Origin of the sequence: Myxococcus xanthus (assembly GCF_006402735.1) — a bacterium.
GTDB lineage: Bacteria > Myxococcota > Myxococcia > Myxococcales > Myxococcaceae > Myxococcus > Myxococcus xanthus_A.
On the sequence record NZ_CP017174.1, the window covers coordinates 1,150,170 to 1,166,414 of the forward strand.

At 69.0% G+C, this 16,245-nt stretch carries 13 protein-coding genes; 6 read left to right on the plus strand and 7 right to left on the minus strand.

Going from position 1 to position 16,245, the window contains the following annotated elements:
- Position 1 precedes the first annotated feature (1 nt).
- Positions 2-1,009, minus strand: coding sequence for a cupin-like domain-containing protein (locus BHS09_RS05000; RefSeq protein WP_140787737.1), 1,008 nt, complete (start codon positions 1,007-1,009; stop codon positions 2-4).
- A 140-nt stretch (positions 1,010-1,149) separates the two neighbouring features.
- Between BHS09_RS05000 and BHS09_RS05005 the strand changes: the two genes are divergently transcribed.
- From BHS09_RS05005 to BHS09_RS05020, 4 genes are all read left to right on the plus strand, one after another.
- The gene (locus tag BHS09_RS05005) at positions 1,150-1,335 is read left to right on the plus strand and encodes a hypothetical protein (protein ID WP_140797316.1); all 186 of its coding nucleotides are present in this window, start codon (positions 1,150-1,152) and stop codon (positions 1,333-1,335) included.
- A 135-nt stretch (positions 1,336-1,470) separates the two neighbouring features.
- Positions 1,471-2,031: an RNA polymerase sigma factor gene (locus BHS09_RS05010; protein ID WP_140787738.1), complete on the plus strand. Its 561-nt coding sequence runs from the start codon at positions 1,471-1,473 to the stop codon at positions 2,029-2,031.
- On the plus strand, positions 2,028-3,431 hold the full coding sequence (locus BHS09_RS05015; RefSeq protein ID WP_140797317.1) for a zf-HC2 domain-containing protein: 1,404 nt from the start codon (positions 2,028-2,030) through the stop codon (positions 3,429-3,431). Before BHS09_RS05010 ends, BHS09_RS05015 begins: the two co-directional genes overlap by 4 nt.
- Positions 3,432-3,611: 180 nt before the next feature.
- Positions 3,612-5,249: an acyl-CoA synthetase gene (locus tag BHS09_RS05020; protein ID WP_174260492.1), complete on the plus strand. Its 1,638-nt coding sequence runs from the start codon at positions 3,612-3,614 to the stop codon at positions 5,247-5,249.
- Positions 5,250-5,260: 11 nt separating this feature from the next.
- Here BHS09_RS05020 and BHS09_RS05025 read toward each other — a convergent pair whose 3' ends face one another.
- From BHS09_RS05025 to BHS09_RS05045, 5 genes are all read right to left on the minus strand, one after another.
- Positions 5,261-6,430: an acyl-CoA dehydrogenase family protein gene (locus BHS09_RS05025; protein WP_140797318.1), complete on the minus strand. Its 1,170-nt coding sequence runs from the start codon at positions 6,428-6,430 to the stop codon at positions 5,261-5,263.
- Between the two features lie 170 nt (positions 6,431-6,600).
- Positions 6,601-8,025, minus strand: a complete 1,425-nt coding sequence (gndA, locus tag BHS09_RS05030) for an NADP-dependent phosphogluconate dehydrogenase (protein WP_140797319.1) — start codon at positions 8,023-8,025, stop codon at positions 6,601-6,603.
- 37 nt (positions 8,026-8,062) lie between these two features.
- Positions 8,063-8,734, minus strand: coding sequence for a 6-phosphogluconolactonase (gene pgl, locus BHS09_RS05035; RefSeq protein WP_140800611.1), 672 nt, complete (start codon positions 8,732-8,734; stop codon positions 8,063-8,065).
- A complete protein-coding gene (gene zwf, locus BHS09_RS05040; protein WP_140797320.1) occupies positions 8,731-10,275 on the minus strand; it encodes a glucose-6-phosphate dehydrogenase in 1,545 nt (514 codons plus the stop codon). The genes pgl and zwf overlap by 4 nt, the downstream gene beginning before the upstream one ends.
- A gap of 123 nt (positions 10,276-10,398) precedes the next feature.
- Positions 10,399-11,298 (minus strand): FkbM family methyltransferase, encoded by a 900-nt coding sequence (locus BHS09_RS05045; protein ID WP_140797321.1) that lies wholly within the window; start codon positions 11,296-11,298, stop codon positions 10,399-10,401.
- 188 nt (positions 11,299-11,486) lie between these two features.
- Between BHS09_RS05045 and BHS09_RS05050 the strand changes: the two genes are divergently transcribed.
- Positions 11,487-12,212, plus strand: coding sequence for a lysophospholipid acyltransferase family protein (locus tag BHS09_RS05050; RefSeq protein ID WP_140797322.1), 726 nt, complete (start codon positions 11,487-11,489; stop codon positions 12,210-12,212).
- Positions 12,213-12,388: 176 nt separating this feature from the next.
- Positions 12,389-15,124, plus strand: coding sequence for a PQQ-dependent sugar dehydrogenase (locus BHS09_RS05055; RefSeq protein WP_174260493.1), 2,736 nt, complete (start codon positions 12,389-12,391; stop codon positions 15,122-15,124).
- Positions 15,125-15,360: 236 nt separating this feature from the next.
- On the opposite strand, the gene BHS09_RS05060 is transcribed toward BHS09_RS05055, so the two are convergent.
- A complete protein-coding gene (locus tag BHS09_RS05060; RefSeq protein ID WP_237080194.1) occupies positions 15,361-16,038 on the minus strand; it encodes a hypothetical protein in 678 nt (225 codons plus the stop codon).
- Positions 16,039-16,245: the final 207 nt, after the last annotated feature.

Below are 16,245 nucleotides of genomic sequence, written 5' to 3' on the forward strand. Positions count from 1 at the left end.
TCTACTGCGGAGTCCTCAGGTGCGTGTTGCCTCCCGGGAGCTGGAAATGATGGAACGTGACAGTGGCGCTCACGTCCAGTGCGCGCACCCAGTGCCACCACCCCACCGGCAGGAAGAGCAGTTCGCCCGGCTCCACCACGCCCTCCAGGACGGTGGCCTCGCCGTAGAGCGGGAAGCGCGCCGCGTCCGGGCTCGCCGCGTCCACGGAGCTGAAGGTGCCATGGCGCGGGTAGACGAGGTGGCGCTGGAAGGACGGCACCAGCCGCACGTGCTTGCGGCCCATCACCTGGCCCAGCAGCACGTTCATGTTGTCGTGGTGGAGCGGGGTGACGGTGCCCGGTGGGCCCAGCAGCAGCGTCGTCATGTCGGGACGCAGCTCCGGGTCGATGATGCCGGCGGGCGCGCGGATGTCCTCGCGCAGCCGGGCCAGTCCGTCGCGCTTCCAGTTCTCGTTGCGCGGCACCATGTAGAAGTCGTTCGTCTCGCCGCCCGTCTCCACCCGCTGGACGTAGTCGCGCAGCTTCACCACCTGGCGGTGTTTGTCGGGCTGCGAGGCATGGTCCGGGTTGGTGTCGCGCCCGGACATGATTTCCACCTCCACGTCCCCGAAGCGCTCCCGGAAGTCCGCGAGCGACCAGCGGCGCATCGCCGGCCAGTCCTCCATGAAGCCTTGCAGCACCACCGGCTGGTGACCGAAGTAGTAGCGGGTGAAGAACTCCTCCGGGCTCACCCCTCGGCGCTTCTCCAGCGTCACCGCGCCGGACTGGCGGTGCAACTCCGCGTAGAGGTCCGCCAGCGCCTCCAGCCACTCGTAGCGCCGGCCAATCCGCCGCGCCGCCACCACGTAGGGGTGCGCCTGTGCCGCGGCAATCTCCCGCTGCGCCAGCGAAGCCTCCACGCCCGCATCCACGAGCACCCGCTGCGCGTCCTCCGCGCTCACGCCCAGGGCGAGGTTCTCCGCCAGCCAGGTGTGCCACTCCAATGCCAGGCGCGAATCTTCCCTGTTCATTCAGAACTCCGTGAATTCCATGTCGCGAGTTGCCCCGTCAGATGCGCGGGGTTGGCGCGTGTCATGATAAGGACTGTACGTGTTGCCGTATCATCCATGTCTAGCTTTCAGACCATCCCCATCGCGAGGTGCGAGCGCTCATGACGCCCGTCGAATCCCTTATTGCCGGTAGCTTGGATTCCGAGTCCGGTGAAGCCCACGTCAAGAACACCTACGTCAACTGCGACACGGCCAGCGTCGCTCCGCGCAAGCGGCTCCCGCTGCCGTCGCCAGCAGTTCCTCCCCTGGCCGGGCCGGAGCATCCGAGCGCCAGCCAGGCCCGCTGATCTCCAGGCCCGGGCGGGGATTTTCACCCTCCCGGGCATTTTTCTGCCCGGGTCCTTCTTTTTTTCTTCTCAAGGATTGGGCCGCTGCGCGTCTTTGACTGGGTAACGCGCAGGCGCGCATGTGAGTGGGGCTGAATGTCCAACCTCTTCAACCGGGAACGGAGGCGCTTCGAAGCGTTCATCCGTCAGCATCGGCCCAGCCTTCTGGGGCTGGCCCGCCGGTTGTGTGCCCGCTCCAGCCTGGAGCCGGAGGACCTCGTCCAGGAGACCTTCGAGCGGGCGATGCCGGAGTTCGAGCATCTGAAGGACCGGACGGACTCCGCGGCGGCTGCGTGGCTGTGTACGACGATGACGAACCGCTTCCTGGACTATTGCCGCCGCCAGCGGACGGAGTCCCGGGGGATGCCACACCTGGCGCTGGTCCAGGACTTGGCGCTGTCACCGGAGGAGACCCAGGAGAACTGGGAGCTGGTGAGCACCGACGCCTTCCAGAAGGCCATCGAGCGGCTGAAGCCTCACCTGCGTGACGCCTACCGCCTGCACGCGGAGGGCAAGCGCTACAACGCCATCGCCGAGCATTTCAATGTTCCCGTGGGCACCGTGGGCAGCTGGCTCACCCTGGCCCGTAGGGATTTGAAGGAACTGCTGCTGCCCCAGGTGGCGGTAGCCCGGGAGCAGGGGGCCACGAGCTCATGACGACGCCATGCACCAATCTGCACCTCTTCGTGGACGGAGAGCTGTCCGCTCCCGACGCGGAGGTCTTCCGCCAGCACCTGGGACGTTGTCTTGAATGCGAGGCGGGGCTGAGGGACCTGCTTCAATTGGAGCTGCTGGCCTCCCGCGCCCTGGGTGGTAGCGCCAGCGCCGCCGAGCCGCCGCCCGCGAAGGTGACGCCGCTGCGGCCGTGGATGCAGCGGATGTCCCGCACGGTGGTTCCTGTGGCGTTGGCGGCGGGGCTGGCGGCGGTGGGTGTGTTCCGTCTCCAGGCGCAGCCGGAGGCCCCCACCGACGTGTGGCTGGCGGGCGCGGACGTGCGGACCTTGGAGGCGCGGCTCAGCCACCCGATGGCGGACCGCTTCCTGCCCTACGAGCCGATGCGCGGCACGTCCGGCGCCGCGAACCCGCTGCCGCTGCGTCCCCTGGCGGAGCTGGAGGAGCAGCAGGACTTCCGGGGCATCGCCGCCGCCTATGCGCTGCGCGGGGACTGGCAGCAGGCGGAGTCCTTCCTGGCGCGGGCACCGGCCTCGGCGGACCGGGACAATGACCGCGCGGTGGTGGCCCTCAGCGGTCAGCGGTGGGAAGAGGCGCTGAACCTGCTCGGTGGCGCGCTGCGCCAGGAGCCGCGGCATGCGCAGGCACTGTGGAACCGGGGGCTGGCGCTGCGGGGACTGGGCCTGCTGAAGCAGGCGGAGGCGTCGTTCCGCGACGTCGCGTCGCTGCCGGGCCAGGCGGCGGGCTGGAAGGTGGCCGCGGAGAAGCGCGCGGACGAGATGCGCGCGCTGCGTGACGCGGAGGCCGCGCGGTGGCAGCGCCTGGTGCGGGAGACGTGGACGCAGCTCACCGAGAAGACGGCGGATGCGGCGTACCTGGTACGGCAGCAGCCCGCGGTGACGCGCGCGGCCCTCTATGAAGCGGTGCGTACGGCCACTTCGGCGGACGCGGTGGCCGCGCTGTTGCCGCTCGCCGCGGCGTTGGACCAGTTGGGTGAAGGCACGGTGCTCCAGGACTACGTCCGGGATGCGGCGTCCCGCGACTTCAAGGTGCGTGCGCCGCTGGCGGAGGACTATGCGCGGCTGGTGAAGGGGGCGGTGGTTCCCGGTCTGCTGGAGCGGCTGCGCGTCTCCCAGGAGACGGACCTGTACGTCGGCGCGCTGCTCCTCACGGGCGAGGCCGCCCGGGATGCGGAGTCGCTCAAGGCCCTGCAGCGCTATGCCCATGGCTCCAGGGACCCGTGGCTCAACCTGCTGGCCGAGCGTGAGCGGGCCCGGAGCGAGGAGGCGTCCGGCCGCGCGGCCAACGCCGAGCACCTGCTGCTGGCCACGCTCCGCACGTGTGGTGCCTACAACACGCTCTTCCCGTGCGCTGAAATCAACTGAGCGCTCGCTTCGGATGACGTCGCGCGGAGGCCGGCCTGCGACAGGGCCGGCCTCTTGCTTTTGTGGGCTTCGTGCAGGCGCGTGTCTGGCACCGGGCGAACGCGGGACTCGTGAAGGACGCCCCTGGCGTGTCGTGGCAGGCTCTGGCGGTTGGTTTCTTTCGCCCAGGAGTCGGCCGCCATGCCCCTGTCACCCCCTCGGAACATGAAGGACTACGAGGCCACCCGCCGGGACTTTCGCTGGGAGCGGCCCGAGCACTTCAACTTCGCGGCCGACGTCATCGACCGGCACGCCGCCGAGCGCCCGGAGGCGCTGGCCCTGCTGTGGTCCGACGAAGCCGGGCAGGAGCGGCGCTTCACGTGGGAGGACTTGCGGCGGCGCTCGCTGCACGCGTCCCGCTTCCTGACGGAGCAGGGGCTTCGCCGGGGGGACCGGGTCTTCATCATGATGCCGCGCGTGCCGGAGTGGTGGTTCCTGGTGCTGGGCTGCATTCGCGCGGGCATCGTCTTCATGCCGGGCACGCCCATGCTCACGCCGAAGGACATCCGTTACCGGTTGGAGGTGGCGGAGGCCCAGGCGGTGATTGCGGACGTGAGCTGCCTGGAGCGCTTCGACGGCCTGGTGGGGGCGGCGGGCAAGGTCCGCACCTGGGTGTCGGTGGGCGAGGGCGCGCCGTCGCCGTGGGTGCGCTACGTGTCCGGTGTGGCGGAAGCGGACGCGGGCGCGGCCTTCGAGCCCACACGCGCGGATGCGCCGCTGCTCATCTACTTCACGTCCGGCACCACGGGCATGCCGAAGATGGTGCTGCACACGCAGGCCAGCTACGGGCAGGGGCACGTGATTACCGGCCGCTACTGGCTGGACCTGACGCCGGAGGACCGGCACCTGACGCTCAGCGACACCGGCTGGGCCAAGTGCGCGTGGGGCAAGCTCTTCGGCCCGTGGAGCCAGGGCGCGTGCAACGTCGTCTATGACTTCCGTGGCCGCTTCGAGCCCGCGAAGCTGCTGAAGGTGCTGGAGACGCAAAAGGTCACCACCTTCTGCGCGCCGCCCACCGCGTGGCGGGCGCTGGTGCTCCAGGACTTGAAGGCCTTCGACATGTCCTCGCTGCGGCACACGGTGAGCGCGGGCGAGCCGCTCAATCCGGAAGTCATCGACACGTGGAAGGACGCCACCGGGCTGCACATCCATGAGGGATACGGGCAGACGGAGACGGTGATGATTGTGGGCATGTTCCCATCGATGGCGCCGCGCGTGGGTTCCATGGGCAAGCCGTCCCCGGGCTTCACGGTGAGCGTCATCGACGACCAGGGCCAGGAGGTGGCGGACGGGCAGGAGGGGGACATCGCGGTGCGCGTGGCGCCCGAGCGGCCCGTGGGGTTGTTCCAGGGCTATCTCGGGGACGACGTGGCCAACGCGGCGTGCCGGCGTGGCGACTGGTACGTGACGGGAGATCGGGCCGTGCGCGACGCGGACGGCTACTTCTGGTTCGTGGGACGCGCGGATGATGTCATCAAGACGTCGGGCTACCGCGTGGGGCCCTTCGAGGTGGAGTCCGCGCTGCTGGAGCACGACGCGGTGGCGGAGTCGGCCGTCATCGGTGTGCCGGACGAGAAGATTGGCCAGCGGGTGAAGGCCTTCGTGGTGCTGGCGCCGGGGCATACGGCATCCCCGGCGCTCGCGCAGGCGTTGCAGGAGCACGTGAAGCGGACGACGGCGCCCTACAAGTACCCGCGTGAAATCGAGTTCGTCACCGAGCTGCCCAAGACGGTGAGCGGGAAGATTCGCCGCGCGGAGCTGCGCGCCACGCGGACGTAGCGGGCGCGCCGTCAGGCTTCGAAGAGGACGGGGAAGCCCAGGAGCGCGCTGCCCTCCTGGGTGAACCAGCCCTCCGCCACGGCCGCGTGCTGGGTGAGGGTGTGGATGTCGCGGAAACGGCGCTGGAGTGATGCGCCATCGCGCACGGACGTGGCGCCGCCCGCGTGGTAGCAGGCCGTCACGACCTCGGCGGCTGTCTCCACGGCCCACGTCAGGGTGGAGGACACCTGCGGCGCGAGGGCGAAGGCCTTCATCGGGGACTGCTGGCAGGCGTCCCAGAACACCTCGCCCATGCGGCGGAGGGCGTCGTGAGCGGCGCGGGCGCCCGTCTCCGCGCGGCCCAGCCGGTTGCGGAACACGGGGGAGTCCACGAGCGAGGTGCGCGCATACAGCCGGCGCTTGCCCGCGCGGGCCAGGGTGAGCAGGTCGTCCACCGCGCCCTGGGCGATGCCCACCGCCACCGCGCCGATGTGCATGGCGTAGTGCAGCACCGGCACCACGAAGTTGGCGCCCGGCACGGAGGGCTGGCCGGTGAAGATGTCGAAGGTGCGTTGCTGGGGGACGAAGGCGTCGATGGCGATGTCGTGGCTGCCGGTGCCGCGCAGGCCGAGCACGTCCCAGTGCTCGATGATGCGGACCTCGCTGGCGGGGAGCAGCATGGCGCGCGTCTCGGGAAGGCCCTCGGCGGGGCCAGCGCGGGGCTTGCCGTCTGGGCCCAGGACGACACAGTTGCCGAACAGCCATTCACTCTGGCGGCAGCCGGTGGCGAAGTTCCAGTGGCCGGTGACGCGGTAGCCGCCGTCCACCTGCACGGCCTTGCCCTGGGCATTGAAGGCGCCGCCCACGGTGGCATTGGGCCCGGCGGCGTAGACGGCGTCGAACTCCTCGCGGAGGAGGAGGGCGAAGAGTTGGGGGCTCTCCGAGGCAATCATCATCGTCCAGGCGGTGGAGGCGTCCGCGCGGGCCAGCTCGGAGAGGACGTCCAGCCCGGTGACAAGATTCAGCTCCAGCCCGCCATGGCTGCGAGGGACAAGCATCCGGTAGACGCCGATGTCCTTCAGCGTGGCGATGACGTCCAGGGGGAGCTGCCGTGCCTGCTCAATCTCCCCACTGCGAGCGGAGAGGGCAGGGGCCAACTCACGTACCGCATGCAGCAGGTTCGCTCCGGCATCCAGCGTCATGGTCGAGGCTCCGGAAAGAGAGCTTCAAAGATGCCTGATGCTCGATGTCTGTGAAAGGTGCAGTGCGCTAATCGTTTCAAGTCCTGCTCGCCAGGGCATTGCATGAGCAGGAATTGCTGTGTTTGTGGCCCGGGCGTCCTGGTGAACGCCCGGGTCAAGCCGGCCCCGTGCTACTTGCCCCACTCCGTGTGGACGAAGCCCGCTTCCGGTCTGTCCTTGCGCTGATACGTGTGCGCGCCGAAGGCGTCACGCTGCGCCTGGGTGAGGTTCTGCGGCAGCTCCGCGGTGCGGTAGCTGTCCAGGTACGCCAGCGAGGAGCTGAACACCGGCACGGGGATGCCCACGCGCGTGGCTACGCCCACCACCTGCCGCCACGCGGGGGCCATGCGCTCCAGCACCGGCGCGAAGGAGTCGGACACCATCAGGTTGGGCAGCGTCGGCTGTTGCAGGAAGGCCTCACGCAGCGGCGTGAGCAGCTTCGCGCGGATGATGCAGCCACCCCGCCAGATGCGCGCCAGCTCCGCCAGGTTGATGTTCCACTGATACTCCTGGGACGCCGCCTGGATGAGGCGCATGCCCTGCGCATACGTCACCACACGCGCCGCGTAGAGCGCGTCATGCGTCCACGCCGCCAGCTGCGCCTGCTCCTCCTTGCTGAGCTGCCCCACCGGGCCGTTCAGCTTCGGCGCGGCGGCCACGCGTTCGTCCTTCATGGAGGACAGGATGCGCGCGTCCAGTGACGCGGCGATGGAGGGAATCGGGACGCCCAAATCCAGCGCCACCTGCACCGTCCACTTGCCGGTGCCCTTCTGGCCCGCCTTGTCCAACACCAGGTCCACCAGCGGCTTGCCCGTCTCCGGGTCCTTCTGGCGCAGCACCTTGATGGTGGTCTCCAGCAGGAACGAGCCGGCGATGCCATGGTCCCACTTGGACAGCAGGTCCGCCAACGCGTCCGCGTCCAGCCCGAGCCCGCGGCGCAGCACGTCATACGTCTCCGCGAGCAACTGCATGTCCGCGTACTCGATGCCGTTGTGCACCATCTTCACGAAGTGCCCGGCACCGTCCGCCCCCACGTAGGTGACACACGGCCCCATGTCCGTCATCGCGGCGATGGCTTCGAACACCGGACGCACCAGCTCGTACGCCGCGGGAGCACCGCCCGGCATGATGGAGGGGCCGTTGCGCGCGCCCTCCTCGCCGCCGGACACGCCGACGCCCAGGAAGTGGATGCCCTTGGCCTTGCACTGCTCCTCGCGGCGGCGCGTGTCCAGGAACCACGAGTTGCCGGCGTCCATGATGACGTCGCCTTCCGCCATCAGCGGCAGCAGGCGCTCCAGCATGGAGTCCACCGCCGCGCCCGCCGTCACCATCAGCAGCACCTTGCGCGGGCGCTCCAGCCGCTGAACGAAGGCCTCCAGCGACTCGGTGCCCCAGACCTCGGGGTGTCCGTGCTTGCGGTGCATCTCATCGATGCGCTCCACATGCCTGTCCCACACGGCCACTCGGAAGCCGTGGTCCGCGATGTTGAGGGCGAGGCTCGCCCCCATGACGCCCATTCCCGCCACGCCGAACTGCGCGCCCGCTGCCTCACTCATCGTTGATTCCTCCTGGAAGGTTCGCGACTGGGAGCCCTCACCGCCCGGCGGCGGCGGGGTCCAGCATCCACTCCGAATTCGTCACCCGGGCGGCGGGGAGGCTCAGGTCCCCCGCCAGCGCCCGGCGCACCGTGTCCTGCTTGCCCGCCCCTGATACGAGGGTCAGCACGTGCCGCGCGGACCGCAATATCGGCAGCGTCAACGTCATCCGCCAGGGCGGCGGCTTGGGCCCCACCACCGCCAGGACGCGCTGCTCGGATTCCTCCAGCGCGGGGTGGCCGGGGAAGAGGCTGGCCGTGTGCCCGTCCTCTCCCATGCCAAGCAGCACCACGTCCAGGACGGCAGGCAGCTTCGCCGCGTAGTCCTTCGCGGCGGCGTCCCGGTCCTCGCGCTCACCCTCCATGCGGAACACCTGTGACGGCGACAGTCGAAGAGGACGCAGCAGCGTGTCCTCTACCATCCGGTAGTTGCTGTCCGCGTGGTCGGGCGGCACGAAGCGCTCGTCCACGAAGTAGACGTCCACGCGCTCCCAGGGAAGCACCTGCGCCGCCAGCGCCCGGTACGCGGGCCCCGGCGTGCTGCCGCCCGACAGGGCCAGGCTGACGCGACGCTGGGTGGCGAGCGTGTCCTGGAGCGCGCGCGCCATCCACACCGCGGCCTCCCGGGGCAGGGACTCGGTGGGAACGACGTGCGTGCGCGCGGCGCTCACAGTCCGGTCCACCGGCGGCCATCCCGGGCCAGCAGCGCGGCCGCGGCATCCGGGCCCGCGCTGCCACCGGTGTAGCCGTGCGCCGGTCCGCCCTCGCCGGACTCCAGGGCTTGGAGGATGGGCGTCACGAAGGTCCACGCCTGCTCCACGCTGTCCTGCCGCGCGTAGAGGGTGGCGTTGCCGCGCATGCAGTCCAGCAGCAGGCGCTCGTAGGCCTCGGGGACCGGCCGCTGGAAGGTCTCCTGGTAGTTGAAGTCCATGGTGACGCCCGCGATGTTGACGTCCTCGCCAGGCACCTTGGATTCGAAGGAGAGCGCGATGCCTTCCTGGGGCTGGATGCGCAGCGTGAGCACGTTGGGCTGCAGCCGCTGGCAGGTGGCGCCTTCCCCGGAGAAGAGGCTGATGGGCACCGACTTGAAGTGGATGGACACCTCCGTCACGCGCCGCTTCAGCTTCTTTCCCGCGCGCAGATAGAAGGGCACGCCCGCCCAGCGCCAGTTGTCGATGTTCATCTTCATGGCGACGTAGGTCGGCGTGCGCGAGCCGGCCTTCACGCCCTTCTCCTGGAGGTAGCCCTCGTACTGGCCCGCCACCACCGCGCGGGACACCTCGCGGCCCTCCATCGGGCGCAGCGCGCGGATGACCTTGTTCTTCTCGTCGCGGATGTCCTCGGCGCCGAAGGATACCGGCGGTTCCATTGCGCACAGCGCGAGCACCTGGAGCAGGTGGTTCTGCACCATGTCCCGGATGACGCCCGTCTCGTCGTAGAAGCCGCCACGCCCCTCCACGCCCAGCGTCTCCGCCGCGGTGATTTCCACGTGGTCGATGTTCTGCCGGTTCCACAGCGGCTCGAAGATGGCGTTGGCGAAGCGGAAGACGAGGATGTTCTGGACCGTCTCCTTGCCCAGGTAGTGGTCGATGCGGAAGATCTGCCGCTCGTCCAGCACCGCCGCCAGCTCGCGGTTGAGCGCGCGGGCGCTCTCCAAATCGTGGCCGAAGGGCTTCTCGATGATGAGCCGCTGCCACGGGCGCTGGTCGGCCTGTTCCTGGCGCTTCAGCAGCCCCGACTCCGACAGGCCGAGGAGGATTTGGGGGAAGGTGGAGGCCGGGGTGGCCAGGTAATAGAACTGGTTGCCCTGGGTGCCGAACCTCTGGGCGACCCGGTCGAGCTCCTCGCGCAGGCGCACGAAGGACTTCGGGTCGTCATAGCCGCCGGAGATGAGCTCCAGGCGCGGGGCGAAGTCCTTCCAGACGGCCTCGTCCAGGGGCTGGGTGCGGGCGAACTTCAGCAGGGACGCCTTCACATGCTCGCGGAAGGCCTCGCTGTCTCCTTCGGAGCGGCTGAAGGCGACGACGGCGAAGTTCTCCGGCAGCAGGTGGTCTCTCGCCAACTCGAAGAGGGCCGGGAACAGCTTGCGCTGGGCCAGGTCTCCGGTGGCGCCGAACAACACCAGCGCGCACGGGTCGGGCCGCCGGGCGCGGAGCAGCGGGTCTCCTTCTCGGGGATGGGTCTCGATGTGCAGGCCCTGATGCGCGTCCATTCGCTGCCTCCCTCCGGGTTGGGTCCGGCGGGCACCTTACGCCTTCCGAGTGGTCACCGGGCAAGTGCGAGTGCGGGCAGTGACGCCGGTCCGACGTTGCGGAGCGTGCCTGCTCCGCGCCCTTCAAGGCAGGCAGAGCAACTGGTACCGTTGGGTGTCGTGCTGCTTCACTTCGCGCAGGTCGACACGGCACGCCTGTTCAATGTCTCCGAAAGGCGACACCCGACCCCACAGACGGCGCAGGCGGCTCTGCTTCGCCTTGAAGTCGTCGGGCGATGCGTAGGCGCGGATGTTCTTGTAGTGACCTTCCAGCACCTCGCAGACGCGGCGAGGGTCGGCTCGCGCATACTCGCCCCGTCCGTGGACCTCGATGTAGAGGATGGGCTTGTCCGGACGTTCGAGCGTGGCCCGCATGCCGGCCAGCACGTCCAGCTCGAAGCCCTCTACGTCGACCTTCACGAAGTCCACGCGTGACAGGCCCTGCTTCTGGACGAAGCCGTCCACGGTGACGACCGGGACGGTGATGCCCTCCGCGCCCTCTTCGGGAACGTGTCCGTTGAGGCCCGTGGCGAAGGTGATGACGCCTTCCTGCGAGCCCACCGCCGCTTGGATGGCCTGGCAGTCGCGCAGGTGGTTGTTCCGGAAGTTGGCGTCCAGCTCCGCGTAGTTCTCCGGCTCGGGCTCGAAGCTGAAGAGCTGTCCCAGCGGGCCGATGCGGCTGCGCAGGTACATGGACAGGTAGCCGATGTTGGCCCCCACGTCGAAGGCCACCATGCCCGGCCGCAGATGCGGCGCGATGAGCGGGAGGTCCGACAGGAAGTCGTCGCCCTGCAGGTACAGCAGCATGTGCGTCGTGCTGCGGTGGGCCTTCAACGTCAGGTCGTAGCCGAACAGCCTGCGCTGGACCTCGAGCGGCTGCTGACCATTCAGTTCCAGCAGCAACCGCGCCGTGCGCAGCTGGCTGAAGGGGACGAACGTGTGGGCGAGTCGGGCGGCTCGGAGCGCGGGGTCGATGGGACGCATGGGGGCGCTCCCGTCTTTATGGCAGCGGAAGGTCCACGGGCAAGGAACGGCGGATTGCCCTTGGGGGCAGTCCCCATGGCGCCCTTCAGTCCGGCTGTCTGGATGGGAGGGGCGCGGCCGTGGGAAGGCGGGGCTGTCAGGAGAGGGGCGTGGGATGGGCCCGAAGGTGGTATGCCTGGGGCCTCGCCATGAAGTACGCCGTCACGCTCTGGTTCTGGGTCGTCTTCCTGCTCACCGCCCCGGTGCTGTTCACCCTGGGCGCGTTGCTGCTCGTCGTCACGTACCCGTTCGACCGGGACCGGCGGCTCTTGCACTCACTGGTCTGCCGTTGGTGCTACGGCCTGTGGCTGCACGCGTCCCCGGGCTGGCGCACGCGAATCGAAGGCCGTGCGCTCATTCCGCCCGGGCCCTGTGTGATGGTGGTCAACCACCAGTCCGCGGCGGACATCCTCGCCGTCATGGGCCTGTTCCATCCCTACAAGTTCGTGGCGAAGGCGTCGCTGTTCTCGCTGCCACTGGTGGGGTGGATGATGACGCTGCTGGCCTACGTGCCCATCGTCCGGGGCTCGTCCACCGCAATGAACCAGCTCCTGGACCCGTGCCGGCGCTGGCTCCGTCGTGGCATGCCGGTGCTCATCTTCCCGGAAGGGACGTACTCCAAGGGCGGGCAGTTGCTGCCCTTCAAGCGGGGCGCCTTCCAGCTCGCGCTGGAGGAGCATGTGCCGGTGGTGCCCGTGGTGGTGGAGGGCACGCCAGGGCTGCTGGACGGAGACGGCCCCTGGATGAGTCCCACCGCCTCCATCCGCGTGCGCGTGCTTCCCGCGCTGCCGCCGGAGTCCTTCGGTCCGGACTCACAGGTGTTGGCCACGCAGGTTCGCACGCTGTTCGAGCAGACGTTGGCGAAGACGGGCTGATCGTCTCCGCGCACGCGCCTGTCGACGGTCAATCCCCTCTCCTGGTGCAAACAATGGGGGGCGGAAACACTGACACAATCCAATACAGGATGGGTGAGCCCTCGCGAACGTATCAGTCGTGCTGAGGGGCACATTGCGCGGAGGAGGGCAGCGCGAGTGAGCTATCCTCAACAGTCATGCGCTCTACTTTGATGTTACTTGGGTTGTTAGGGCTGTCTTCGCCCGGATGGGCCGCGGTGCCCTCCGGCTTCGTGGAGACGCCCTTCACCTCCAATACCCTCACGCAGGCCACGGGGATGGCATGGGCGCCGGACGGTTCAGGCCGCCTGTTCATCACCCGCAAGACGGGCGAAATCCGGGTGATGTCGCTGAAGGACGGCCAGCCCGAAACCCAGCCGGGAAACAGCACGCTGGTGACGCAGGTGTTCGCGACGGAGCCTGCCGTCTACACCAGCAGCGAGTGGGGCCTCATCGGCATCGCGTTCGACCCGAACTACGTGGTCAACCGCTACGTCTATTTCTTCGTCACCGTCTCCGCGTCGGAGCAGCAGATTGTCCGCTACACGGATGCGAACGGGACGGGCACGGCGCGCACCGTCGTCGTCAGTCGGCTGCCCACGCGGGGCGCGAACCATGACGGCGGCGCCATTGGCTTCGGCCCAGACGGAAAGCTGTACTGGGCCATTGGCGACCTGGGCAACGGCACGGGCGTGAATGCGGACCTGACGTCGATGGCGGCCAAGGTGAGCCGCGCGAACCCGGATGGCACGCCCGCCAGCGACAACCCCTTCAACGACGGCGTGGGCCCCAACAACGAGTACATCTGGGCGCGCGGCTTCCGCAATCCCTTCACCTTCACCTTCCAGCCCACCACGGGCCGGTTGTGGGTGAACAGCGTGGGCGCCAACTACCAACAGGTCTTCGTCGTCGCTCGCGGAAGCCATGCCGGCTACAGCGACTACGAGAACAACCAGCCCAGCACCAACGGTTACATCTCTCCCGTCGTCAAGTACCGCACCAACGGCGCCGACAGCCGCAACTTCGCCGCGGGCGGCGCCGTGCGCAGCAGCGGGGTGGCCACCTTCACCACCACCGGGAACCATGGCTTCCGCAAGGGTGAGCGGCTCACGCTCAGCGGTGTGGGGGATGCGAGCTTCAATGGCCTGTTGCTGGTGGCCAGCGTTCCTTCTCCCACGACCTTCACCGTGTCGCAGCCTTCGCTGCCGGACGCGGCGAGCAGCGGGGGAACGGCCACGACGCAGGAACTCGGTGGTTCCATTGCCGGTGGCACCTTCTACGACGCGACCCTGTTCGACGAGGCGTACCAGGACAACTTCTTCTTCGGGGACTTCAACACCGGTCAACTGACGCGAGTCACCCTGGAAGAGGACAACTCGGTGGCCACGGTGGACGAGTGGGCCACAGGCTTCACCTCGCAGGTGGACATGTCGGTGGGCCCGGATGGCGCGCTCTACACCATCGGCGTGTCGGGCGGCGTCCTGCGGCGCATCACGCCCGAGACGCCGGGACAGAAGTTGGTGGTGTCTGGACTGCAGCCGCGCGTCGAGGAGGGCGGTCGCGCTGCCTTCACCGTGCGCCTGGCCGAAGCGCCGACCTCCGATGTCTCCGTGCAGGTCTCCCGCGCGCTGGGCGGCTCGGAGGACCTGAGCATCGTCAGCGGCGCGGCGCTCACCTTCACCGCGACCAACTGGAACGTGCCCCAGGTGGTGGCGCTCACCGCGGCGGTGGACGAGGACACGACGCCGGATGTCGCCACCTTCATGGTGGTGGCGGACGGGCTGCGGGAGGTGGCGGTGGTGGCCACCAGCATCGACAACAACTCGCCGCGCCTGGTGCTGACCGAGTCGCAGGTGACGGTCGTGGAGGGCGGGACGGCGACCTTCGGCGTGTCGCTCTCGCAGCGGCCCCCGCGCAACGTCACGGTGACCGTGGCGCGCACCCGCGGGGACGAGGACCTCACCGTCCAGTCCGGGGCGACGCTGAGCTTCACCACCTCCGACTGGAACACGCCCAAGGACGTCACCCTGGCCGCCGCGCCGGACGCGGACGCCGAGGACGGCACGGCCATCATCACCGTGGCCGCCCCGGGCGTGGACGCACGTGAGGTGGAAGCCTTCGAGCAGGACACGACGCTCCTGCCGCCCGTCATCCTCTCCGCGCCGGTGACCCGCGCGGTGGTGGGCAGTCCGTACCGGTATGCGGTGCAGGCGACGGCACGGCCCGCGCCCACGTATGCGCTGGTGAGCACGGCAGCGGGCATGAGCATCGATGCCGCCACCGGTGTCATCACCTGGGAGCCCACCGAAGCGGGCACGGTGGAGGTCTCCGTGCGAGTGAGCAACGGCGCCGCGCCGGACGCGGTGCAGGACTTCACCATCACGGTGAGCCCGGACGCGCCGCCCACCGCCATCCTCACGCGTCCCGAGGACGGTGAGCACGTGTCCGGCACCACGGCGGAGTTCTACGGCGACTGCCAGGACGACGTGGGCTGCACGCACGCGGAGTTCTACGTGGACGACGTGCTGCGCTACACCGACGAGCGGACCGAAAGCCCCTACTCCTACGGCGGCGAGCCCAGCCGCTGGGACACCACGGACCTGACGCCGGGCTGGCATCGCGTTCGCTTCGTCGTGGTGGACTCGACGGGGCAGCAGGGCTCCGCCGAGGCGACGGTGTGCGTGGGGGATGTCCCCTGTGAGTCGCCGCCGTCGGATGCGGGGACGGATGCTGGAACCGATGCCGGGACGGACGCGGGAGCGGATGCGGGCACCGAGCCTCCGCCTCCCAACGAGCCGGGCGGCTGCAACTGCAACGCGATGCCGCTGGCGCCGTTGGCTTGGGGCTCGCTTGCGTGGCTCGTGCTCCAGCGGCGGCGGTCGCGTCGCAGCTGAGCGCGCCTGGCCGCTCTTTGCGCGCGCGGCCCTGTTCGGCCACCTCGTGCAGGGCATCGCTCAGCAGAAGCGCTGGAGTCACCATGGACTCCAGCGCTTCGACGCTGTTGGGCATCCAGGGCTTTACCGCCTGGAGCCGCTCGTCCTCGAGGCTGAAGTTCCCGAAGTGGCGGCAAAGCACCATGAGCGGATGCCGCACGCGCGGGGCTCGCGGCGTGTCAGCAGGGGCTCCAGCCTCATGACTGGGTGCCTTCCTGTCCAGCGCCCTCCGACCGCCACTGGGTATGGCCGCGCGTGCCCTGCACTGCGTCGGCCAGCTCACGCACGGGCGTCAGCAAGCCGTACAACTCGATGGGGGTGCATGGGACGTCGTCTATCACCTCCGCAGACAGGACGCCGTTCTCGATGGAGAAGGTCTCGAAGGCGCGGGCCAGGTTCAGCAGGGGACGCCGCATGCCCGCGCTGAGGAGGATGGCGCGGGCCTGAGGGGTGACGTTCTTCAGGTCCAGCACGGCGTCGAGGCCGGCATCGCCAATTTGCTCGTCCTGCACGCCGAACAGCTTGAGGAACTTGTCGCCCAGCCCCTCGGGCCGGATGACCACCTCGCGCGGAAAGTCGTCGCCGAGCTCGTGCCGGACGATGGTGGCGATGCGGTACGCCTTCTGCTGGTGGCGGTACTCGGTCTCCAGGGTGAGTGGACGCCCGGCGTAGCTGCCCTCCATCTTCAAGGTCCCCGCGGAGTACATGAACCCGCCGGGCGTCGGCATGAAGGACCAGCCACGGGTAACCGCGAAGTCCTGCCAAGTCTGGATTTGCTGCTTCCAGCGGCGCCAGCGGAAGTAGCCAACGATGCTCGAGACGCCGACGCCCGCCCCGAGGATGCCGGCGAAGATGCCAATTTGTAGCCCGGTCATTCCCGCGAGCATCTCCGCTCGGAGCGTATTGGCCAACCCCCTCCGTGCGTGAGGGCCTCCAGAGGGGACGTGGCGGGGCGTCTTCTCCAGAACGGCCAGGAATTACAGGAACTTGCGCGCATGTCAGAGTGAGGGAGTAAGGGAGCAGGCGCCCGCCGCTTGGAGCGAGCAGCCCCTCTGTTGGAGGCTGCCCGCTGGCCAGAGCGC

What these genes read in the sequence shown, in the direction of transcription:
- BHS09_RS05000 (WP_140787737.1), bottom strand. Translation starts at nt 1,009, where the DNA reads ATGAACAGGGAAGATTCGCGCCTGGCATTGGAGTGGCACACCTGGCTG.
- BHS09_RS05005 (WP_140797316.1), top strand. Translation starts at nt 1,150, where the DNA reads ATGACGCCCGTCGAATCCCTTATTGCCGGTAGCTTGGATTCCGAGTCC.
- BHS09_RS05010 (WP_140787738.1), top strand. Translation starts at nt 1,471, where the DNA reads ATGTCCAACCTCTTCAACCGGGAACGGAGGCGCTTCGAAGCGTTCATC.
- BHS09_RS05015 (WP_140797317.1), top strand. Translation starts at nt 2,028, where the DNA reads ATGACGACGCCATGCACCAATCTGCACCTCTTCGTGGACGGAGAGCTG.
- BHS09_RS05020 (WP_174260492.1), top strand. Translation starts at nt 3,612, where the DNA reads ATGCCCCTGTCACCCCCTCGGAACATGAAGGACTACGAGGCCACCCGC.
- BHS09_RS05025 (WP_140797318.1), bottom strand. Translation starts at nt 6,430, where the DNA reads ATGACGCTGGATGCCGGAGCGAACCTGCTGCATGCGGTACGTGAGTTG.
- gndA (WP_140797319.1), bottom strand. Translation starts at nt 8,025, where the DNA reads ATGAGTGAGGCAGCGGGCGCGCAGTTCGGCGTGGCGGGAATGGGCGTC.
- zwf (WP_140797320.1), bottom strand. Translation starts at nt 10,275, where the DNA reads ATGGACGCGCATCAGGGCCTGCACATCGAGACCCATCCCCGAGAAGGA.
- BHS09_RS05045 (WP_140797321.1), bottom strand. Translation starts at nt 11,298, where the DNA reads ATGCGTCCCATCGACCCCGCGCTCCGAGCCGCCCGACTCGCCCACACG.
- BHS09_RS05050 (WP_140797322.1), top strand. Translation starts at nt 11,487, where the DNA reads ATGAAGTACGCCGTCACGCTCTGGTTCTGGGTCGTCTTCCTGCTCACC.
- BHS09_RS05055 (WP_174260493.1), top strand. Translation starts at nt 12,389, where the DNA reads ATGCGCTCTACTTTGATGTTACTTGGGTTGTTAGGGCTGTCTTCGCCC.
- BHS09_RS05060 (WP_237080194.1), bottom strand. Translation starts at nt 16,038, where the DNA reads ATGACCGGGCTACAAATTGGCATCTTCGCCGGCATCCTCGGGGCGGGC.